Source organism: Ulvibacterium marinum (genome assembly GCF_003626755.1).
GTDB lineage: Bacteria > Bacteroidota > Bacteroidia > Flavobacteriales > Flavobacteriaceae > Ulvibacterium > Ulvibacterium marinum.
Genome location: NZ_RBCJ01000003.1, coordinates 96024 through 119801 on the forward strand (window position 1 = coordinate 96024; position 23778 = coordinate 119801).

The 23778-nt window shown below is 42.1% G+C and carries 14 protein-coding genes; 4 read left to right on the forward strand and 10 right to left on the reverse strand.

Annotated elements, in window-relative coordinates; all coding sequences use genetic code 11:
- Positions 1-3: 3 nt before the first annotated feature.
- The 10 genes from D7Z94_RS13490 to D7Z94_RS13535 all read right to left on the reverse strand — a co-directional run bounded on the left by D7Z94_RS13490 (position 4) and on the right by D7Z94_RS13535 (position 18563).
- The gene (locus D7Z94_RS13490; RefSeq protein ID WP_120712143.1) at positions 4-1761 is read right to left on the reverse strand and encodes a family 43 glycosylhydrolase; all 1758 of its coding nucleotides are present in this window, start codon (positions 1759-1761) and stop codon (positions 4-6) included.
- A gap of 106 nt (positions 1762-1867) precedes the next feature.
- Positions 1868-3256: a glucoamylase family protein gene (locus D7Z94_RS13495; protein ID WP_120712144.1), complete on the reverse strand. Its 1389-nt coding sequence runs from the start codon at positions 3254-3256 to the stop codon at positions 1868-1870.
- Positions 3253-4620 carry a glucoamylase family protein gene (locus D7Z94_RS13500; RefSeq protein ID WP_120712145.1) on the reverse strand — a complete coding sequence of 456 codons (1368 nt, stop codon included), beginning with the start codon at positions 4618-4620 and terminating at the stop codon, positions 3253-3255. The genes D7Z94_RS13495 and D7Z94_RS13500 overlap by 4 nt, the downstream gene beginning before the upstream one ends.
- Before the next feature lie 37 nt (positions 4621-4657).
- Positions 4658-6439: a LamG domain-containing protein gene (locus D7Z94_RS13505; RefSeq protein WP_120712146.1), complete on the reverse strand. Its 1782-nt coding sequence runs from the start codon at positions 6437-6439 to the stop codon at positions 4658-4660.
- 14 nt (positions 6440-6453) lie between these two features.
- Positions 6454-8007 carry a RagB/SusD family nutrient uptake outer membrane protein gene (locus tag D7Z94_RS13510; RefSeq protein WP_120712147.1) on the reverse strand — a complete coding sequence of 518 codons (1554 nt, stop codon included), beginning with the start codon at positions 8005-8007 and terminating at the stop codon, positions 6454-6456.
- Between the two features lie 11 nt (positions 8008-8018).
- Entirely contained in the window at positions 8019-11087 is a 3069-nt protein-coding gene (locus D7Z94_RS13515) for a SusC/RagA family TonB-linked outer membrane protein (protein WP_120712148.1), read from the reverse strand.
- Between the two features lie 560 nt (positions 11088-11647).
- Entirely contained in the window at positions 11648-12838 is a 1191-nt protein-coding gene (locus tag D7Z94_RS13520) for a DUF6625 family protein (RefSeq protein ID WP_147415900.1), read from the reverse strand.
- A gap of 868 nt (positions 12839-13706) precedes the next feature.
- On the reverse strand, positions 13707-16460 hold the full coding sequence (locus D7Z94_RS13525; RefSeq protein ID WP_120712150.1) for a helix-turn-helix and ligand-binding sensor domain-containing protein: 2754 nt from the start codon (positions 16458-16460) through the stop codon (positions 13707-13709).
- A 133-nt stretch (positions 16461-16593) separates the two neighbouring features.
- Positions 16594-17676 (reverse strand): phosphotransferase enzyme family protein, encoded by a 1083-nt coding sequence (locus D7Z94_RS13530; RefSeq protein WP_120712151.1) that lies wholly within the window; start codon positions 17674-17676, stop codon positions 16594-16596.
- Entirely contained in the window at positions 17673-18563 is an 891-nt protein-coding gene (locus D7Z94_RS13535; protein WP_120712152.1) for a nucleotidyltransferase family protein, read from the reverse strand. Before D7Z94_RS13535 ends, D7Z94_RS13530 begins: the two co-directional genes overlap by 4 nt.
- 286 nt (positions 18564-18849) lie before the next feature.
- On the opposite strand from D7Z94_RS13535, the gene D7Z94_RS13540 reads away from it, so the two are divergent.
- The 4 genes from D7Z94_RS13540 to D7Z94_RS13555 all read left to right on the forward strand — a co-directional run bounded on the left by D7Z94_RS13540 (position 18850) and on the right by D7Z94_RS13555 (position 23715).
- Complete coding sequence (locus tag D7Z94_RS13540) at positions 18850-20208, forward strand: Gfo/Idh/MocA family protein (RefSeq protein ID WP_120712153.1); 1359 nt, start codon at positions 18850-18852, stop codon at positions 20206-20208.
- Between the two features lie 21 nt (positions 20209-20229).
- Positions 20230-21390, forward strand: coding sequence for an alpha/beta hydrolase family protein (locus tag D7Z94_RS13545; RefSeq protein ID WP_120713125.1), 1161 nt, complete (start codon positions 20230-20232; stop codon positions 21388-21390).
- Positions 21391-21506: 116 nt separating this feature from the next.
- Positions 21507-22868 carry an oxygen-independent coproporphyrinogen III oxidase gene (gene hemN, locus D7Z94_RS13550; RefSeq protein WP_120712154.1) on the forward strand — a complete coding sequence of 454 codons (1362 nt, stop codon included), beginning with the start codon at positions 21507-21509 and terminating at the stop codon, positions 22866-22868.
- A gap of 19 nt (positions 22869-22887) precedes the next feature.
- Positions 22888-23715, forward strand: coding sequence for a universal stress protein (locus D7Z94_RS13555; protein ID WP_120712155.1), 828 nt, complete (start codon positions 22888-22890; stop codon positions 23713-23715).
- Positions 23716-23778 lie beyond the last annotated feature (63 nt).

Here is a 23778-nt window from a genome sequence, read left to right on the forward strand (position 1 = left end):
GTGTTATTCTACGGTTACGATTTTCGATTTTTTTGAAATTCCGTTTTCGTTAAAGGCCTCAATAGCAAAATAATAGTTCTGATTAATATTTAAGGACTTCAACTCCAAGGAATTATCATCATAAACCATCCAGGAACTGTACAGCTTATTGGGGGCTATTCCCCAAATTACATTATAACCCTGGGCATTTTTGACTGGGATCCAAGAAATTTGCGCATCCCTTCGATCAGACTTTCTGATTACTGAAAGACCTTTTACCGATTTGGGCAGTTTTCCGCTGCCCTTACCAAAAACGCGAAGTCCGGAAATGGAAAGGTGGGGTGTGGGAACATGAATGTTTTTATACCGGACAAGCCGGACTTTTTTGGGGGTCGGCAGTTCTGTATAATCGTTTGGGACATCCTTTATATTGGAGCTGCGATCAACAAGAATTTCCCAATTTTTTCCATCCAGTGAGGCTTCGATAGTATATTGATGGTATAATCCGGGAATCTTTCCGTACATATCAGATTTATAATCATTGTAGTTGACTTGTATGGCGCATACCAGACTGGGTCGTTCCAAATTGATTTCGATCCATTGCCCTTCATTGTTTTCTTGAGCCAACCAAAAGGTCTTTATGTTTTCATCCACCATATTTTTGGGGTCGTATCCCGAGATATGGGACGAGGCCCGTATCGGTTTTTTATAGGATAGCAACATCCATCCCCTAAAATGTTCTTTTTTATCAGGTACTGAAGGCGCATAGTGGGGATAATCCCCAAACCGCGTATTGCTATACAACAATCCATCGTCATCAAAAAAGGTGGGGAACATACCCACGCGTCTTTCCCAGCCAATATTTACATTGACCGCCATGGAAGCGAAATGCCAAAATTGATTATTGGGCCCTTGTACCGTACTGCCATGTCCCGCGCCGTTGATAAAACCGCCAGGTTTATAGGAGAATGGATTGTTGGCCAAATACTTGAAAGGTCCCAGAGGGGAATCGCCGACGTAAGCCCCATCTCCATAAACATTGAATTCCGTACCCGGGGCGGCGTACTGTAGATAATATTTGTTCTTGTATTTGGTCATCCAAGGCCCTTCAATATAACCGCCCAAAATGGTATCCGAATGATTTTCCCCGAAACGTTCCCAACCATGTTTTTCAGGTTCCAGATTGAAGAGCTCATGGATTTTTTCGGAAGGTCGAAATCGTTTATTACGATTCAATTTTTTGGCCCGTATTGGAAATTTATTGGAAGAGCCCCAGTACATATAGCCCTGTCCATCACCATCGATGAACAAGGCAGGATCTTGGAGTTCGTGCAAAATGGAGGGTGTTGCCTTCCATGCCCCATTTTGTGGTGCCTCGGAATAAAGTACGCTCATGTGGCCGGAAGGGTTTCCTGCGACATAGAGCACGGAGTCCCTATAATTGAAGGCGGCCGGTGCATTGGAACCTTGAAAATACCACTGTTTGGGTCGAATAAAGCGCCATTGATTCATGTCCTTGGAATGCCAGTAACCCATAGATCTAGTAACGAACATATAAAATTCATCCCTGTACCGGACCACTGCAGGATCGGCCCCAGAACGATAGGACAGATCCTTATGGGCATTATAGATCATATAGGTGTAATCTAGATTTAAAGGATTGCAGTAGGTGGCCGGTTTGCCCTGGGAAATGAGCACGAAACAAGAAAGAAGCGAACATAACATTAAATAGTTTGCTATTCGGTGTTTTGTCTTTCTGGTTTCAGGTTTTGGTTTCAACATTGAAAAATATTTACACGGGCTTTCAGCGTTATGGGTTGCGAGTTCGGAATTCAGAGTTCAGAATTCTAAATTTTCATTGCTCATTGTTCACTGTTCACTCCTCATCTTAGTTAGCTTGCCAATCAAAACCCAATAAATTCAATCCAGCTTGGACATCCTCATTTTGCATAAACAAGTTCCAAAGCAAACCAGATCTATGGTTTTCTATCATTATGACAATGGGGCCTTGATCTATGGCTAGATAGGCCTCGGCCACCCAAAAATTGTAATGGGGACTAAAGGCATCATAAAAACCTGCCGGCCCTAAAAGTCTATCTTTGTTTTTATAGAAATAATGCAAAGCCTTCAAGGATTCGTTAGGTGTATAAGGAATTGAGCTTATGGCTGCCGTTGGGGAAATGACACCTGTATCGTTAGTTGGACTATGGGCATTGTAGCCTATACTTCCATCGCTGTTTCGGGTGTAACTGGCCGTAAGCCCCCAAGCATCTTCCCCGTAACCGAAATAGTTCTTGGGGTTTTCAACACAATAACTGTAATTGATTTTGGTATGGTTTACGTTTGCATCCCAATAATTTGCATGATTATCGGAAAGACCTTTTGGATTTAGTCCCAAATGGGAATAATGTGCCCAGAATAAGGGTCCGCCGAACGGGGCATCGCCTGCATGGTCTACCACTAATGGAAGATTGTATTGGGTATCTGACGATTTGATTCCCCCATTGGAAGCCCATCCACTGTCATAGGTTTCCTTGGATATACTAAAATCTGGAGAAGCTGCTGCCAAAACATAGGTGATGAGCACTTCATTATATCCTTTTAATACTAAATTGATGGCAAAATCATGATTGGGACTCCAATGCCAATATAAAGCATCTTTGTTCTGGGTATACCAATCCCATTCTATTCCTTTCCATAGTACATCGGCTTTATCCGCCAATGCCTTTTCGATAGTGCTACCATTTTTAAAATACTCTTTTAGGCATATTAGTCCTTGGGCCAAAAATGCAGTTTCGACCAAATCACCACCATTGTCCAAGGGGCTAAAAGGAATAATATTGCCTGATCTACCATCGATCCAATGAGGCCATGCACCATGAAAGCGGTCCGCGGTTTCCAAAAAATTCACTATTCGTGTAAGTCTTTCAACGCCTTCCTCCCGACTTATAAATCCTCTTTCCATACCCACCAACATAGTCATTAGTCCAAAACCAGTACCTCCCGTAGCGACCACATATTGATCCCTGGTCGGCTCATTGGGATGATATCTTTCGCGTGCCCCGCCGGAATTGACTTCCGCAAAGTCCCAGAAATACTTGAACGTTTCACGTTGGGTAAGGTCTAGGAGCTCTTCATCGTTTAGAATAGGTTCATCAGGTACGTTATCCTTGGGAGGTTCTGGAATTTGGGATATGCCAATAGGACCATTTTGGTCATCGGACGAACAAGCCATCATCCATACTAAAACAAAGAAAATACCTAACAATCTGTTCATAATGCTATTTGTGTTCTAGAGCTATCAAAACCCAATTTATCCAATCCCTTGGCAACATCCTGGTTCTTCATGAATAGCTTCCAAAGCAATCCACTTCTGTAATTTTCTATCATTACCGGGATAGGGCCTTGATCTATGGCCAAATAACGGGGCAAGTACCAATCATGCTCCAAACTAAAGGCATCATATGGACCGAATTTACCGATGAGCGTGTCTTGTTCGGTATACATATATCGTAAAAATGCTATGCTTTGTTTTGGAGTATATGGCATCGATGACAATGCGGCCGTGGGAGAAATTACCCCAAGGTCTTTATCGGGCCGGTGTCCGGCATAACCTTTCATGGAATAGCTGGATGTTAGGCCCCAGCAATTAGGGCCATAACCTTCATAATCATTTGGGTTATCAACACAATACCTATAGTGGGTTAGGGCGTGGTTTTTGTTCAGCTTCCAATAATCCGCAAATTGATCGGTGAGTCCGTTGGGGTCAAGTCCCAAATACGAATAATGGGCCCAGAAAAGTGGACCTACCGGGGATTCGTCATGTTCGTAATGATCCAGTTCGGTTTCCAGTTCATAGAAAATGGTATCCTTTGTTATGGCCCCATCTCTTGCCCATCCTTTTTCATATACTGTTTTCTGTATGGGATATGTGGGAGAGGCGGCCGCCAAAATGTACATGATCAGACACTCATTGTATCCACCAACGGGGAAGTTCATTTCCCAACTGTACTTTGGAGACCAATGCCAATAGAGAACATCCTCCCCATCTTTGGTATACCAATTCCATTCTACTTCTTCCCAAAGTTTTTGGATTTTATGGGTAAGCTTTTTTTCCCTTGCATTACCATTTTTAAAGTACTCGCTTACGGTTAGCAACCCTTGTATCAGAAACGCGGTTTCAACCAAATCCCCTCCATCATCCTTGGTGCTAAAGGGAGCCACTTTTCCGTTGGGCATTAACCAATGGGGCCAGGCCCCGTGGAAACGATCGGCCGTCGCCAAAAAATCGACAGCTCTTTCATAGCGTTCCAAGGCTTGTTTGCGGGTAATAAATCCGCGTTCAATTCCTGCCAGGATGGCCATCAATCCGAAACCGGATCCTCCAATAGTAATGATATCCTTATCGTGAGTAGGATATATATTATCCATGTGAATACGTTCCCTAGCCAATCCGGAAATAGGTTCGGCCCCATCCCAAAAGTAATTGAAAGTCTGTTTTTGGATGGTATCCAACAGCATACCATCCGACCATTCAATTGTTTTGGAAATACTGTTCGCAGATTTTTCCTTTGTAGAAAAATGACCATTGCAACCAAACAACAGTGAAGCAATGGCCATTACAGTTAAAATTAACCTCATGAAAACTAAACTAACTCAAACTAACTTACAACTATTTTTATAGATCGGAATCCCTGATGTTTTGTACTTCTTCCTGCGTCAACGCTTTATCATAAAGGCGTAACTCATCAATAAGGCTTAGATCCGACCAATGGTTCCAACCTGTGAAGTTCGGTGCCCCGGACATGATGGAAAGTACATCGCAATCGGTCCAATCCACTCCATCAAATGCGCCCTGGGAAACGATTTCGCCATCAATATATACTACGGCTTCCGTATCCGATATGGTAAACGCCAAATGAATCCATTCCTCGGTAGCCGGGTTTACATCCGCAGCTTCCCCACCATCGAACCAGGTACCTCCTGCACCGGAACCTACGTTGAGTTTAAAACGCTGATTACCTCCTGCATTTTCCCTAAAAAACCGGAATCCCTTTGTGAGGTCATTATCGGCCCCATCGTTTATCATTGGGGGACCCATGACCAAGATTCCTGCTCGATCGGGATCGGCGTTTATCTTGTACCACATCGTGGCACTAAACTGATTTGTAGTCAATCCATTGGTAGGGAAGGTGAGATAGGAATCCGTAGCACCAACATAAGCATCGCTACCTGCGGCACTTTCTCCGGCAAAGCCCGGACTTCCTTCTATGGTAGCTTCAGTATCAGTAAAAAGATTCTTGTAGTCACCATCAAACGGCATATAGAACATTTCTCCATCAAAGGTGGCGTCGTACAAAGGGGGTGCTACCCCAGAGTCGTCCTGAATAATGGTCCGCACTTCTTCTTGTGTGATTGCCCTATCAAAAACCCGAAGGTCATCCATATAGCTTTCATCGGACCAATGGTTCCATCCCGTGAAGTTCGGTGCTCCGGACATGATGGAAAGTACATTGCAGTCCGTCCAATCAACACCTCCAATAAGTGGGCCTTCTGTTACAATTTCCCCATCAATATAAACTACCGCTTCGGTGTTTGAAATGGTAAAGGCCATATTCACCCATTTATCCGCGGCTGGATCCACATCGGCAGCCTCGCCGCCATCGAACCACGTACCGGAATCTCCAGAACCCACATTGAGTTTGAAACGTTGCATTCCTCCGGCATTTTCCCTAAAGAACCTGAACCCTTTGGTCAAATCATTACCTCCCGTGTCATTTAATGGTGGCCCCATAATCAATACTCCGGCCCGATCGGGTACCGCGTTTATCTTTAACCAAAATATGGCACTGAATTCGGCATTTTTGAATCGGTCAGTAGAAAAGGTCAAGTAGGAATCGGCCGCCCCGGCATAGGCACTTGGCCCATTAAGACTCTCATCGGTAAAACCAGGATTGCCTTCTACTGTAGGTTTTTCAAAACTTATCAGATCCGTATAGTCGCCATCAAAGGGAACATATAATAGTTCTCCGGCGTACTTGGGGATGTAGGCAGGCTCCTTTACAAAGGTAGTCGTTTCGGTAGTGGTCTTTCCATCCAAGTCCGTTGCGGAAACAGCAAACTCATGTGTTCCGTCATCAATCCCATCATAGATCAGATCCTCTACGATGAAGCGACGATAATCCTTAAAACTTGAATAACTGGCTATTTGTGTGCCATCCATAATGACTCTTACGGATCCTAATTCAATATCATCGGTCGCTTCAAATCGAATAGGTACACTGGTCAATTCTTCATTTACTTTCAGCGATAACCCATCTGCAGGGGAATTGATCTTTATCTGGGGTGCCGAGGCATCCGGCCCCGGATCAACTTCCGTAATGCCATCTATACCCTGGTCACAACCATAAAACAGCATTATGGCGACCAAACTTGTAATACAGTACTTTATTGCTTTCATTTTTCCAACAATTTTTATCTATTATTTACTATGTCACCCAGAATAGGGAATTCATCTATCTGTTCCTGGTGGTAGGTTACAAAGGCCCTGTCCTGGGTAAAAGTCCTTCCCCCGTAACTCAATTCATCATTTCTACCTAACCGAACCATATCAAAAAACCGTTTGCCCCACTCCATGGCCAACTCCGCATATTTTTCGTCCACTACATCATCCAACGTAACTCCGGACAAGGAAGGCATGCCGGCACGGTCCCTTACAAGATTCACGGCCTGATCGGCGGTAAGGCCGGAACCGGAAGCTCCTTGAAGTAAGGCTTCGGCATACATCAAAAGCGTTTCCGCATACCGGAAAACGATATAATTTTTGTTGCTTCCGTACGCCGTGCGTCCCGGAATTAACTGATTGGTAGGCAAATAATGCTTTCCGCTGGAAAATATAGATCGTACACTGGCGGTATTTGTATCCCCATCTCTTGTTGTGGGCGATACAACAGCGGGTAAGGTAGTCTCTGTATATGGCGTTGTCGCAATTAGGCTATCGATTCCTCTTTGACTAAAGAATACGGAAGTCTCCAGACGAACATTTTCTTCCCTATCCAACATAAACTCCACGAATTTCAACGTCGGTTCAAAGAAGCCCCAACCATTACTGGCACCGGCGACAGTGGGATCCCAAGATTGTGGCCCGTAAGGTGCATAAAGATGCCCTACCCGATCTCCCTGATCTTGTCCAAAATCTGAATATTGGAACTCGAAAAGGCTTTCATCGCTTAGCTTACCGGGTGTTTTGAACAGTTCATAAAAATCATCAAAAAGACTGAATTTACCCGAGTTGATTATCTGACCCGTTACATCCGCAACGACCTGATAGTTCTCCAATTCCTGATTTGCGGCCGCCTTGAGCATAAGGGCTGTGTATCTTGTAACTCCGCCGGGTAGGTCGGTACGTTCATTGGGACGCATATCCGGTAGAAGGGGAATGGCCTCATCCATCTGATCGGAAATATGCTGCATCACCTGATCCTTGGTGGGCACTTCGGTGATATCCTCAAAAGCACTTAGGTCCGAAGATTCCGGAATAAAGACATCTCCATATACCTGGGAAAGTTGAAAAAGCAACAATGCCCTTAATACCTTGGCTTCGGCTATGTATTGATTGCCCAGGACAATTCCCGCGTCATCGGCAAATTCCTGATACCTTTCGATTTGTTCCATACCCGTATGGGCCGTGATGATATCGGTATAGTAGGTTTCCCAAAACGTTCTTGAACCGAAAAAGGAGTTGTCATAAATATAGCGATCCTGATTGATTAGACCCTGTTGATCCCCGGCAGCATTTACGTCATCCCCACGAGTGGAAACAACCAAAGGCTGTTCCCATCCCCGGCTATTGACCTCACGATAAATTCCGATTAGGGAGAAAATCATATCCTCGGTCCTTGAAAAATCCGCTCCTCCACTAAAATCCTTGTTAAGTTGAGGTTGGTCCAATTGTTCCGAGCAACCGGTAAGCAGTATTCCTGCCAGAACCAAAAACAATGGTAATCTGTTTATTTTTAAGTGTATCATAGCTATTTTCTTTAAATTTTAATGTTCATGCCAAACGTATATACTCCGGCTATGGGATAGGTCTGTTGATCCCTACCATTTGCCACTTCAGGGGAAAAGCCATTGTAATCAAATAAGGTCAAAGGCCGTTCGGCGGTTAGATAAAGTCGAATCTTTGGTGCAAATTTTCCTGTCAGCTGAGGTAATGTGTAACCTAGGGTAACATTCTGCAAGCGGACAAAATCACCATCTTCAACAAAAAAACTATTCAGAAATTCGTTGCTCCAGGAGTTTTTTATTCCCCTAGCAGAGGGATAGCTATTGGTACTTCCGGGGCCTGTCCATCGGTTTAGGGCAAAATCCCGATCAATATTGGGATCCGGCGTCTGTCGTATGGCAAAGCGTCTCATGTTTGCAATGACATGACCTCCCTGACCTATTACATTTAAGGAAAAATCGAAAGCCTTGTAATTGATCCCTAGGTTAAAGCCAAAGGTATAGGAAGGCAAATAGGATCCTAGGTCTACCCTATCCTGTGCATCGATCAATCCATCTCCGTTGTGATCTACATATCTGAAATCCCCTGGTTCTATGGTACGTCCACCGTTAATTGCGGCCACGGCCGCGGGATCGGACTGAATCTCCTCGGGAGTCTGGTAGACCCCGTCTACCTCAAGGCCAAAGAAGTGATTTATGGATCGCCCTACTATGGATCGTTGGGCAGTATCCCCACCAGTAAGCAGATTTTCCTGACCGTCCAAATCCAACACCTCATTTTTTAAGGTGGCTATATTGCCCCCGATCGTATAACTGAAATCGGGTGAAACCTGCTTGTTCCAATTCAGTGCCAGTTCAAAACCGGAATTTCGTATTCCTCCCACGTTCTGCCTCAATTCTCCTGCAACCAAAAGTCTTGATACCGGAATTACGGCATCTTCGGTATCCCTAATGTAATAATCGGATTCAATAGACAATTGATTGTCGAACAACCTTGCCGTAAGGCCAAAGTTGGTTTCCGCAGTTCTCTCCCACCGCAAGGCCACAAAATCACTACTTGTTACGGTGCCCGAAAATGGGATGTCACCAAAATTGGCAAGCACCTCTTCAGAAGTGATGTCGCCCTCACTGGCAGCAACATTGGCGTTACCCAATTCACCCCAGCTGGCCCGTAGCTTCAGGAAATCGAAAATGCCATTATTCTGCATAAAAGGCTCCTGGGAAACTACCCAACCTGCACCAAAGGCAGGGAAATACCCCCATTTTTCCTGATACTTACTGGTGCCGTCCGCACGAAACGTTCCATACAATAAATACTTATTGTCAAAATTATAGGCCACACGACCGAAATAGGAAAGAAAATATTCCCGTCTTCCGTCATCCCCGGTAACCCTTGTATTGTTTTCCATATCCACAATAGTCTGGGCCAAATCCAGGAAATAGGCCTCATCACCAATTCCGGGACCTATAGGAAAATTTAGCCCCTTTGCTTCCAACAGCTCAAAAGAAAGGTCCCTAAAGGCAGTACCTCCCAAGACGGTAAGGTTATGTTTTCCAAAACTATCATTATAGGTAAGGGTATTGTCCCAAGTCTGCTCTGAGAAGGTTTGGTTCTTTTTAATTAATTCCGCATTTTCCCTGAAGGCGTTTCCGGTACCAAAGAAATAGGGAAACCTCAACTCTCGGGTCTCTATGGTTTCAAAGTTGTGGTAATACGCCGTTTTAAAGGTCAATTTTTCAGGGATGACTTGGTAACTAAGATCTAGTGCCATTAAGGTATTTCGTATTCTATCCCTATTTTCTGTATTCTCCATGAGTGGAAAGGGGTTTTGTGGGCCCCTGTATCCTAAATCCTGTGCATTGGCATAAGGTCTAGGAAACGCATCCGTTTTGGATGGGTCCAAGACTGGCATTACCGGTACGGCGGAATAGGCTGAAGCAAAAGCGGCTTCTTCCGGTCGGAAACGGGTAGCGTTGCTAAAAAGGGTTGAAATTCCGGCTTGTAGTCTATCGCTTAAGTCAACATTTAGCTTGCCCCTAATGTTAAATCGTTCAAAATCATTTTTCATCCTGAGCACACCTTCCTGCTCAAAATAGTTTAATCCAAGGGAATAGGTTGAGTTTTCCGATCCCCCAGTAGCCCCCAAACTATGGTTTTGTATGTGAGCATGACGAAGGATTAGATCATACCAATCCGTATTTACATCCGGTATGTTGGGATTGATTCTGCTCCTTCCATAGCGTTGGATGGCATTTTCAATGAACTGGGCCTCCGCATCGGAACCGGACTCCCGTGCCACGGTGGCAAATTGTTCCGAATTGGACAATCTTACCACATTTTGGGCTATCTGGACACCTTGGTACCCGTCATACGTAATCTGGGCCTTTTGATTTTTTTTCCCGGATTTGGTCTGGATCAAGACTACCCCATTTGCCGCCCTTACTCCATAAATGGCAGAGGCAGAGGCATCTTTAAGCACTGAAATGGTCTCGATGTCCTCATTGTTCAAAAAATCGATATCATCGTAAAAGGCACCGTCAACAATATACAGCGGTGTTGAGGGGTCAAAACTATCTCCAATATTGTTGTCATAAGACCCAATACCCCGAACCCGTATAGTAGGTGCCGCACCAGGGGCGCCGCTAGTAACCACTTGGAGACCGGCAACCTTACCTTGTAAGGACTGCATGGGTGCGCCTGCGGGTGTTTTGGTAATATCTTCCGATTCAATGGTAGTAATTGCACCCGTTAAATCAGCTTTCTTTTGTGTGCCATACCCCACAACTACTACTTCGTCCAACGCTTGCGTGTCCTCCTGTAGGGTTATGTTAAGGGTACTCTGTCCATTGACCGGAACCTCCTGGGTGGTATAACCAATATAACTGATGACCAAGGTTGCATCGGTTGGTACATCGGCTAGGGTAAAGTTCCCATCAAAATCAGTCTGCGTGCCTATGGTAGTCCCCTTTACGATTATTGAGGCCCCCGGCAGTAGATTGCCTGTATTGTCCGATATCGTTCCAGATACTGTAATATCCTGAGCGAATACCACAAATTGAAACATAAAAAATGAAATCGACAATAAAACGCTTTTTAATTTCATATTTGTTCATTAATTGAGTTAGATTATTGCCAAATTAGTAAAACAAATCAGCGCTAAGTCGAGAAAGGATTACATAAAAAATACATCAGGTACTACTGCACCCAAAGGCCTTATTTATCCTACGATTGCAGTATTTATTACGTTCGGAGAACTTAAATTTTTAACATTGTGATGTGGTAATGATGTAGTTGAATTATGTTAAATATGGAATCCGAAAAAGTTATGGATTGGTGATTCTTGTTGGATTTAGTGGGTTGCCTGATAAGATCTTATGAATAGTCCAAACTATATTTTACTGCAATATTCCTATATATGATGAAAAATTCTCTCCAATGGACACCATTTTCTCTTGAAAGAAAGGTTAGGTTTCAAGGTTTTATTGTTATGAAAATCGATTCTTGGTAGATATTCAAAAATACCTTTTTGGAGTTAAAATCTCAAAATGTTTCCAATCCTCAACTCCTTCGATGGAACGATCCAATTGGTGAACGAATGATATGTATGAAGCATCAATGCCTTATTGTATGGATTTGGTGGAGTAGGCCCTTAAGAAAGGTTTCTCAGATTTTATTTAAAACCCGAATATTCCCACTAGAGCAAAACTCCACTAATTGGTATTTTTCTTTGTTTAATTTATACCTTCTGGTAGGGAATGATTGAATAAAAAAACCACCCCTGTACAATAAAGATCTGGGCATTTTCAATTTTTTTATCTTCTTGAAGTGAACTTGATTTTCATTTACAGAATTTTTGCAAATTTCAATGCTAAATCTGTTTAATTTATATGTTCCGGTTCTTACCCCTTTCATTTTGATGCTCAGCTGACCTGAAAGAAAGTAATCTATTTTAAAAAGCATTTTATTAAGATTTGGAAGTATTCTATTGTACCAGGAGTTGGCCAAAAGGCCTGTAAATGAGATCAATTTATTTTTTCTGATCAAATACTTATCAATGTAGAATGTGTCCGGAACAAGGGGCCATTCTTTTTTTCTAGTGTACCTATTTGCCTTATAAAGAATCAAATGGTAGAGCAATACTTCAAATTCGTTTTTAAACGAGAGCACTCCTTTTTCCCACTTCAATTGGCCAGGGAGCCCTTCAATGACCAAAAAATCAAAATGAACTTTTAAATTGTTTTCCTTTTGTTCTCTTTTAATGACGTGATGCATACTTTCTATATCACAATCAATATCAAAAATATCACCTCCCTCCTGCAAATAGCGGTGACGAAAATTGCACTCATCAAAACAGTAATGGGTATCTGACCGGAACACTTTTTTAAAGTCCCTACTTTTCCTAAAAAGCGTGTTGATTTTGTTGTTGTTTTTAAACAACATAAAAGATCCTGTAGGATAATCGTTTCTTACGGAAATGATTTCGTAGTTATCCAGCAGTTCATTGGTCATGAATTCCCGTATTCTTCCAAATACAATGTCTATGTCCGTAATTCCCCAGAACGGATAGGTCGTGATGTATTCCGAAAAAATAACACCATAGGCCGGTTTAAAATCACATAATTTATAAGCACTCTTAATGGTTACTTCAAAACCAAGTTTTTCCGTTGCCAAAAGATTGAATTCCTTTATGGTAAATGAAATTACCTTTATATTTTCAGGGAGATTCTTAGGAGTGGGGCAATCCGAAAAAATAATGAAATCTATGGTGGGGTTAGTGGCACATGATTTTAAAAACAAATCAAAATACCACGGAAATTTACCAAAGTAACATGTTATGAGGAGTATTTTAGGCATGGTAAACATATCATTTTTATTAATTCACTGGAGTGGAGAATAAAACTTATTGGATTCATAAATTGGATTCTCCTAATCTTTTTCGCAGGTGGCTGAATTTTTAATATGGATTTCCACATGACTTTATGGTGGTCAGTAGAACTTAGGCTCAGGGTTGTGGCCTCAATTGCAAAAGGATTTCTGGTTCCCCGCTGATTTTATAAACTTCTTCGCAATAACGGCTCAATGACTATTAAAATTGGACAAGCAAAACCAATAGGGCACTTTGACCTTAAAGTACCCTATAGTGCTATCTAACAGACGGTGTCCTCAACAGCACAGCATGCTACTCCTCCATGGCCATCACAGATATGGTAATAAGACGGGCTGCAATTTGGGAGACCCCGCGAGAGTAGTCCGTCTGCACATCTTATCTCATAAACATCATAACCGGTACTGCCGCCACCGGCAATCATTCTCATTTCTTTTCTAGTCAAAGTTTCCTTCAACTGTTTAAAACTAATTTTCTTCATAATGGAATATTGATGAAATTATGCCTACTCTATTCTAGCTTTTCGGCTTCCGCTATACTTTTGTATTGGCTCCGATTATCTATCAACTCATTTTTAAGAATGGTAAGCCCAAGAATTCGTTTATTGAGAGATCTGTGTTGCCGAGAGTTGCATTAAAGCATAGTTTTAGACTTTTTAAAAGTATCTAAACAATCTCAAAAAAGTAGGTAAAGTACTACATAAAAAGTACATCATGATATTTCAATCTTTCAAAAAGAAAGAATTTACGTTATAGTACTATACTATTTACGTGTAATTTTATGAAGAAAAAACAAAGAATGATGTAGTATTGATGTACTAGAAATTAGTTATTTTAACTACTTTAGAGTAATTAGGAAGTTAGAAAGGTTTTGGGAACTGTCCATTTTGAGCTTTTTTCTTAGCCGGTATCGATGTATTTCAACACCCCGTATGGTTATACCCATTAAAGGAGCAATTTCCTTGGAAGAAAGATTCATTTTCAAATAGGCGCAAAGCTTTAGGTCTTTGGGAGTAAGATCCGGAAATTGTTGTAGCAGATTTTCAAAAAAGTCCTCGTGGAGTTCCTTGAAATTTACCTCAAAATGATTCCAATCCTCATCCTCGTTTATGGAGCTGTTCAGTTTTTTGGAGAGTGAGCGATACCGCTGTTTGTTGGAAAATTCATTTTTGTGAAGCACGAGCATTTCCTTCAGTTCCAATATCAATTCGTTCTTTTTTACCATATCCATGGTGGTCCGGGCCAATTCTTTTTGCTTCTGTTTTATTTCCCTTTCCAATTTTTCCTTTTCCAAAGCGGCCAGCCGTTCTTCCTGTTCCCTTTGTAACTGCTCTTTTAGCTTATCATGCTTTCGTCTAAGCTTTTGTTTATTGTAGTAACGTACTAAAAATACTAACCCTATCAAACCCATGACATAAAGGGCAATACTCAGTTTGGAGAGGAACCAAGGCGGGGCTATTTCAAATTGGATTGTAAGGGGAGCGGACCTTTTATTGTCCATACTTACCGTAGATATCCGGATTTGATAGTCGCCATGTGGCAAATTCTGAAAATCTAGGGTACCCTCATCGGTGATTTGGGATTTTGAACTGGGACCACTGAGCTCATAATGATATCTTGGCTTTACCAAACTTGGAGCGGAGACCTGTAAGCGTATTTCCTTTGCATATCTATTGGGAATATGAAATGATGAGGAATCAATGGAATGGAGGCGCTCCCCATCCCTAAAATAACTGAGTTTGGGAACAGGAAGTGTAAAATTCCCCAAACGATTTTGTAATTGTGAAATGTTGATTCTGCCAAATCCATCACTTAAGGTCAAAAGATAAATGGAATCGTTTTGTTTGAATACATTTTCAGCATCCGGTACCAACCGTTGCTCCAAGGTCGGTTCCGATATGGATATATTCTCGGTCTTTAAATTCGTATAACTTATTTCATTATTGCCTTCCCCGTTCAAAAACCAAAAATTAGTGCCGTCCGTATAAATAAGGTCTTTATGGGTATACGGCTGAAACTCTTCAAAAATGGCAACTTTTCCAAGTATGGCATCGTATTTATACCAAAGTCCTTCACTCTGTATAACGATCTGGTTTTTTATGTTGTATAGCTTTATGTTATAATTATTGGCAATGACATCTGTTCCAAATTCTTTGGTTTCCAAAATTTCACTTAGTTCAGGATTTAGTTCAAACCTGAACAGGCCTTTGTAGGGGTGAGCGGCCCAAACGGTCCGTTGATCTTCAAAACAAAGCCGTTTTATAGGATATCCCACACCTTTGATACGGGTTATCTGCCAGTCTCCATTTTGACTTTTTTGATATTTGGCAACCCCTGTATAGGTACCTTGCAAAAAGGTGTTCTCACTTTCTGGGACCTTTACCAATTGGTAGCCCCCGGTGATGTTGGACACTTTTTCCAATTTATCCCCAACTATTTTGAAGGTTCCTGTATTATGGCCGGCGAATAATTCATTTTCTATTGTTTTTAAATCCCATACGTGACCTTGGGAACCGCTTACGAAATTCAATGTATTCCCCTCAAAGTAATAAATGCCCGTATTGCTTCCCAGATATACCGTATTTCCATGAACCAAAATATCATATACCGTCCCTAGGGCACCGGTATAGTCCGTATAGTAGGTAATAGGGGTATTAATATGAAGTTTGTCCAGACCATTGTCCAGCCCCGCCCATAATTGGTCTTGAAATTGTGCCAGGGATAACACCGTATTGTTCTGAAGCCCTGTCTCCCTATTGATGTTTCTTGCCGTTTTTTGTTCAATATCATACAAATAAATACCATTCTTTATAGTCCCGAAAACCACTTCCTTTGAAGTTAGGAACAAAATTTTATTGAGTTGATGGAACTTCAAATCCTCATTTATAGCTTCTTCCCAAGGTTTTAAAGTTTCGTTATTATATAGATAGCAACCGTTTAATTTGGTTCCTATGAGCAATTCATCATTTAAGGTAGCCATATCGGTTACCGTTTTTCCGTTTAACAGCTCCTGATTCCCTAAGGAGATTAGCTCGTTGTCGGATAACCTAAATAGTTCATTTTGTCCCCCGGCCACGATGAGTTCACCCCTAAATAGAACCATATCGGATACAAATGGGGTATTTACAACCGTTATTTCATTGTCCTTATAGATATAGATTCCGGCAACAGATCGGAAGATTATGGATTCCTTATAGGACAGGATTTCCCAGAACTCCTCACTGGTAAATTCATGGTCTTTTATCAGATGCGTGAGAGAGGTATATTGCAGCGTACCCACTTCATTCTTCATCCAAAATCCAAATTCCTCGTAAGATCCCGTAAAAATTTTACCATCTAGATAAGCCACAGAACGTATAATGGTTTTGTTGGGTAACTTGTTCAAGGTCCATTCTTCACCATTAAAATGAAGTAGCCCCGCATTGTTAGCCACAAAAAGCTCCCCATTTTCATCAACAGCGATTCCCCAGTTCTTACCCGCAGCATCGTACTCAAAAACCTTATAATTATGAATGGGGGGCAAAAGCTCCTGTGCGCCCGACAAGAAGGGGATGCACAAAAAGAAGACACCATATATTAAAATGTGCCGCATGCTTTGGTTTCAACAATTGTATAGAAAGACATTCAAGATACGAAATTGAAAAGAAGACCTATGCCAAGAACTACTTTGAACCATTGGATTATTTTCATTTTCAATCTTCTGGGTAATTTTTAGGAATATCAGTTCATAGGGTCACTGTACTTAGCCTGTTCGCAATTGAATCTTTCATAAAATCCAGTTCTTCCAAGGCTTTTTGGGTGAAATCGAACAAGCTTAGGCAGCGATCCAAATTTTGGTTTTCATAAGCCACCTTATAATACACATCCCCATTAAGGTAGTCTGTCAAGGCCCTAATACCATGAAGGAATGGCATAAGTACCGCCCCCATGGGCAGTACATCAATTTCTGCTTGGGTCAAAAAAGCCCCATTCATTGCAAGCCCATCTATAAAGGAATCAAAAAGGTCCCTTCGGAATACAATATTGTCGTGATCCTGCTCATCTTCTGGAGCAGTGTTTACTATAGTACGTATGGCATCCCCGAAGTCAAAATGGAAGAATCCGCTCATCAAGGTATCCAAATCTATCAAGCAGAGCGGTTGATCTGTCTTTTTTGAAAAAAGGATATTGTTCAATTTGGTATCATTGTGGCAGATTCGCAATGGAAGTTCAAGATGGTCAAGTTCCTTTAAGGTCTCTAGGGTATTTTTGGCAAAGGCAATAGCATTTTTAGCCGTATTTTGCCGATCGCTGGCTCTCATGGAAAGCGATTCATTAAATTGCTTTTTTCGCAAATTCAAATCATGGAACCCAGGTATGATTTCAACAAAACTTTCCGGTTTGGCGGGAGAGAGTAATCGATGGAATTCACCAATGATTTTTCCCGCCCCGAAAGCGATCTTTGGATTTTCCGTGGTATTGTGAGCAAGGCTATTGTCCATATAGGTCATCAGCCGCCAATAGGTAGCGCCCTCTTTTTTATGGCTGTAATAACTTTGTCCCGTTACCGTTTGTACAAGCGAAATATTATGGTAGTCATCGCTTTTAAGAAAGGAGAACGCCTTTTCGATATTGTTCATTATCCCAGAAACATTCGGAAATACATCATGGTTGATACGTTGCAAAATGTAAACAGGAGCAATGCCTTCCTTTACCAAGAACGTATCGTTAATGTAACCATCTGTTAATGGCGAAAGCGAATACTCCTTCTTCGCTATGGAAAAGTTTTCTAAAAGAAAGTTGAGTTCGTTGTGGGAATAGCGGCTCATTGTTGCGGCCAAAGAGGTGATACATACTGTCCCTTATCTGTTTTTTCTTGCAGATGGGTCACGGCCACTTCACGGTCGCTCGCATAGGTAACCCCGAACCACTCTCCACCAGAGGGTACAACTTTCACTTCTATTTCACCGGCCTGTAACATTTCCTGAACGGTTTTTGGAATATAGAGCTCACTGGTCTTGGCCGATTCCTCATTTGAAAGGAAGCTCCGGAATTCACTTTCTATTTTGTCAAATATTGAAGGTTTACAAATCCAAAAGTTCATACTTACCTGTTCGTCACCGGTGTACATATTTCCAGAATCGTGATCTTTTACGCCATCGCCTTCCCATTCCAGTTTCAAACGTTCATCAACGGACAGGAGATGGTCGCCATCCACCTTGCAAACCCCTCTGGAAACCGAACCATGTTCGGAAAGGGTATCCTTTAAAGTATAGCCTACCAAGGCAAAGGTATTGTCGTTTTTATGTTCCCTAATGAAATCGGCGGCGTTTTTATAGGCAGGCTGCCCATAAAAATCGTCCGCATTGATGACTACAAAGGGATTGTTTATTACATGACGCGCAGTCCATACGGCATGCGCTGTGCCCCAAGGTTTGGGACGTTCGCCGGAAAAACTACATCCTTCCGGTAAATCGGTAACTTCCTGTGCCAATACATCCAGTTTAATATTTTCGGGCAGCCTCTTGCGAAGATGGTCGAACAAAAAAGATGTATTTTCCTTTTTGGTAATGACCACAATATGGTCAAAACCATTTTTTAAGGCATCGTATATGGCAAATTCCATTAAAAATTCACCTTTGGGTCCTAGGTCGTCAAATTGTTTCAGTTTTCCATAGCGACTTCCGCTTCCGGCAGCCATTAAAAGTAAGGTCATGTGGTTTATGTTTTTAATCTGTATAATTCCCCGATAGCCTTGCCTTGGAGTTTCCAATCATACCTCCCCTTGGGGAGGTCGGAATTGCCTTTTAGCAATTCCGGGAGGGGCAAAATATAAAATTTCTTGAAATTTTTTATTGGGGCAAAAATAGCCCTTTGAATTTAAAAATGGTTTATATATCGATATAGATCATAATTAAGGGGATTAATACAAACAATTTTATATAGAATTTCATAATTTGAGCAACAACATAAATTCCAAAACCAATATTTAAAATAGACGTATGAGTTCAAGAAGAAGATTTATAAAGGAAAGTTCCCTAGTAGGGGCGGGAATGGTCATGGCACCTGGATTTGCCTTTGATATTTCGGGTTCAAGTCAGAATGATAAATTGAACGTAGGACTTATCGGTGCCGGATTACGGGGCACCAATCACCTTCAGAACTTGCTTCTACGCAAGGACGTAAACGTTACTGCGGTCTGTGACGTAGACCCGGCCCGCATTTCGATCGCGAAACAAAAAATTGCGGATGCCGGTGGCAAGCCTCCCAAGACCTTTGGCAAGAATAATTATGACTATAGGAATCTATTGGAGCTACCGGAGGTGGATGCCGTTGTCATTGCCACACCTTGGCTATGGCATGTAACCATGACCGTCGATGCCATGAAAGCCGGTAAATATGCCGGGACCGAGGTTTCAGCTGCAAATACATTGGAAGAATGTTGGGATTTGGTGAATACCCACGAGGAGACGGGTACACATATGATGATTCTTGAAAATGTAAATTATCGGCGCGATATCATGGCTGTGCTCAACATGGTAAAACAGAATGTTTTTGGGGAATTGGTACATTTTAGATGCGGTTATCAACATGACCTTCGGGGTGTAAAATTTAATGATGGGACAACTGCCCATGGAAAAGGTGCTGAATTTGGCGAAAAGGGAAGCTCAGAGGCTAAATGGCGTACCCACCATTCAGTAAAGCGCAATGCCGATGTTTATCCTACCCACGGCCTAGGCCCCATTGCCGTTATGGCGGATATTAACCGAGGAAACCGTTTTGTTTCTATGACTTCCAGTGCGTCCAAGGCCATTGGACTTCATAATTATGTTGTTGAGGTGGGCGGAGAAAATCATCCTAATGCCAAGGTGAAATTCAAACAAGGTGATGTGATTACCTCCACCATTGAAACCGCAAATGGCGAAACGATTATTGTTACCCATGATTGTAATCTACCAAGACCTTATTCTTTGGGATTCCGGGTTCAGGGAGCCAACGGACTGTGGGAGGTAGATGGCAATAGAATCTATGTTGAAGGCAAATCCGAACCACATACTTGGGATGTTGCCGACGAATGGCTAAAGAAATATGACCATCCCTTATGGATAAAGTACGGGGAATACGCACTGGGCGCGGGACATGGTGGAATGGATTTCTTTGTTTTGAACTCCTTTGTGGAATCGGCCAAGGCGAAAGTTGCTCCGCCTATGGATGCCTATGATGCCGCGGCCTGGAGTGCGGTTACCCCGCTTTCGGAAGTATCCATAGAGAACAACGGCGCACCCCAGGATTTTCCGGACTTTACCAAGGGACTTTGGATGAAAAGGAAACCCTATAACTGGATTAAGGAAACCTATTGATCAACAATGCTTGGAAAAGCTATGAATACAAACTTAAGAGCCACTCTATTTATTTTAATGGTATGCTTATCCGCTATTGCGCAAGAAGATCAACTATGCGTGGGCCATTATTGGACACCGGATCAGGCCAACCTAAAAATGAAGGAATTCGCCTCTCAATGGAGTGATTTAAAGTCTTGGGAAGAAAGGGCCGCTAAGATCAAAGAAGGAATCAAAAGTGGTATGCAATGGGAGAAAATGCCTGAAATAACCGGGAATTTTAATCCCGTTATCCACAGTAAAAGAGAAATGGATGGATACATAGTGGAAAACATTGCGATTGAGAGTTTCCCAGGTTTTTACATAACCGGAAATCTGTATAGACCTTCTACTGGTGACGGAAAGTTTGCAGCGATTCTTAGCCCACATGGACATTTACCGGACAAAAGATTACGTGAGGATGTGCAGACCAGAGCTGCCGTTTTTGCGAGGATGGGGGCCGTAGTCTTTGCCTATGATATGCTGGGCTTTAGCGAAAGCAAACAGGTAGAACACACGATTCCCATTGCGCTTGCCCTACAGACATATAATAGTAAGCGGGTATTGGATTATCTATTGTCACGTGATGATGTGGATGTGAATCGAATTGGTATGACCGGTGGTTCCGGAGGGGCTACCCAGACCTTTATGCTCGCCGCCTTGGACAATCGTATTAAAGCGGTTGCTCCAGTTGTACAAGTTTCGGCCCATTTTTTCGGGGGATGTGTCTGCGAAAGTGGTATGCCCGTCCATAAGGGAGAAAACCATCAGACCAATAATGTTGAGATAGCGGCATTGGCGGCACCAAGGCCACTTTTATTGGTTTCCAATGGAGCGGATTGGACGCGCAATACGCCCAGAATTGAATATCCCTACGTACAAAGGGTATATGCCCTTTACGATGCGGAACACAAAGTAGAAAATGTGCATTTGCCTTCTGAAAAGCATGATTATGGGTATTCCAAAAGAACAGCGGTGTACAATTTTTTTGGAAACCATCTACAATTAAACCTGGGGGCTATCCCTTATGAAAATGGATATCGAGAAGATTTTGTGACCCTACTGGGCAAGGAAGACCTAAAGGTTTTCAATAATGAACATCCCATGCCGGGGAATGCCCTAAAGGGAAATCTTAAAATCATGAAATTTTTGGAGTTTGATTGAGAGGTAATCTATCAAAATTTTAGCTACACGGACAGGGCAGGATTCCTATCACCTGATAATTATCATATTTTTTTTTGTAGGCGGAAACTAAGTTTGTAATTAAACAAATTACATCCATGTGCGATCTCGTTCAAAAATATAATATTCCGGGTCCCCGTTACACCAGTTATCCCACGGTTCCCTATTGGAACATCGAGACTTTTTCGGGGAAGGAATGGAAATCTACCTTGAAGCGTAGTTTTGAAGAGAGCAATTCGTCCGAAGGCATCAGTCTCTATATTCATTTACCTTTTTGTGAAAGTATGTGCACCTTCTGTGGATGCCATAAACGCATTACCAAACGGCATGATGTTGAAGCTCCTTATATTAAGACTGTTTTAAAGGAATGGAGATTATATTGTAACCTGTTCTCGGAAAAACCGATTATTAAGGAATTACATTTAGGGGGAGGTACACCTACCTTTTTTTCGCCCCTGAATCTAAAGCGGCTTATCAACGGAATTTTCAGTACGGCCGTAAAATCGGATGGCTATGAGTTTAGTTTTGAAGGCCATCCCAATAATACCACCAAAGAGCATCTACAGGCCCTGTATGATGTAGGTTTCAGAAGGGTAAGCTATGGCATACAGGACTATAACCTAACCGTTCAAAAGGCAATTCATAGGATACAACCTTTTGAAAATGTTAAGAATGTTACGGAATGGCCCCGTGAAATTGGGTATGAGTCCATTGGGCACGATATCATTTTCGGATTGCCCCATCAGACTTTGGCCAATATTGAACAGACCATAACCATGACCAAAGCACTAAAGCCGGACCGATTGGCTTTTTATAGCTACGCACATGTTCCATGGTTAAGGGGCAATGGACAACGTGGCTATAGGGATGAAGATCTTCCATCGGCCGAGGAAAAACGAAAGCAGTATGAAACCGGAAAGAAACTATTGACCAAAGCGGGGTATCATGAAATAGGCATGGATCACTTTGCACTTTCTTCAGATGGACTCTATACATCCATGGAGTCTGGAAAGTTGCATCGTAATTTTATGGGTTATACGGCTTCCAAGACTCAATTGATGATTGGTTTGGGGGTCTCCAGTATAAGTGACAGCTGGTACAGTTTTGCACAAAACGTAAAAAATCTTGAAGAGTATACCCATTTGGTGGACAATGCTATCATTCCCATTTATAGAGGCCATATTCTTACCGATGAAGACCGAATCATTAGAAGGCACATATTGAATTTAATGTGCAGATTTGGGACCTCATGGAGTGACACAGATTTACATTTCCCTGCATTGCCATCGGTATTGGATCGACTACATGAAATGGAACTGGACCAATTGATAGATATTCGCCCAAATCAAATTAAGGTGACCCAAAAGGGAAGGCCTTTTATACGTAATATTTGTATGGCCTTTGATGTCCTCCTTCATAGAAAGGCTCCAGAGACACGTTTATTTTCCATGACAGTTTAACAATAAAAAAAGCAGAATGATGAAAAATATTATAGTACCCATAGACTTTTCGGAACAATCGGAACATGCACTTAAAGTAGCCGCTTCCCTGGCCAAAAAACACGGCTCGGAAATCTTGGCCCTCCATATGTTGGAGCTAAACCAGGCCATGGTCTCTTCTTCGGAAGGTTTTCATCCTGAACAGACGGTCTTTTTAATAAAATTGGCTGAGAAACGATTTTCGGACTTTCTGGATAAACCGTATTTAAAGGGAATTACCATTACCCCGATCGTAAAGCATTTTAAGGTTTTTAGCGAGGTGAACCAGGTTGCTAAAAAACACAACGCAGAACTTATAGTCATGGGGTCCCATGGAACGGATGGCCTCAAGGAGATATTTGTAGGCTCCAATGCGGAAAAGGTAGTACGGAATGCCACCATACCGGTTTTGGTCATTAAGGATGAAATGCCTGATTTTAAAATAGACCGTTTCGTTTTCGCCTGTGATTTTAGGGATGATAACTTATTGGCTTTTCAAAAAGCCAAGGACTTTGCCAAAATGCTGTCCGCAAAATTGGATTTGGTCTATATCAACACTCCAGGGGATAATTTTTTGAGTACCAAAGATGCCTACGATCGCATAAATAAGTTCCTGAGAAAATCCAATACAGGTATGGAAGTTGAAATTTACAATGATTATAGTGTTGAAAAAGGTATTCTTAACTATAGTGAGATGAGCGGTGCGGATATCATTGGGATTTCCACCCACGGGCGGAAAGGACTTTCCCATTTCTTTATGGGCAGTATTGGGGAAGATTTGGCCAACCACTCAAAAATTCCAGTAGTTACTTTTAAGATTAGTAATTGATGATTTTTATGTTTCGTTGATGCGAAAAGGGGGAGCCGGTTAGGTTTCCCTTTTTTGTTTCGT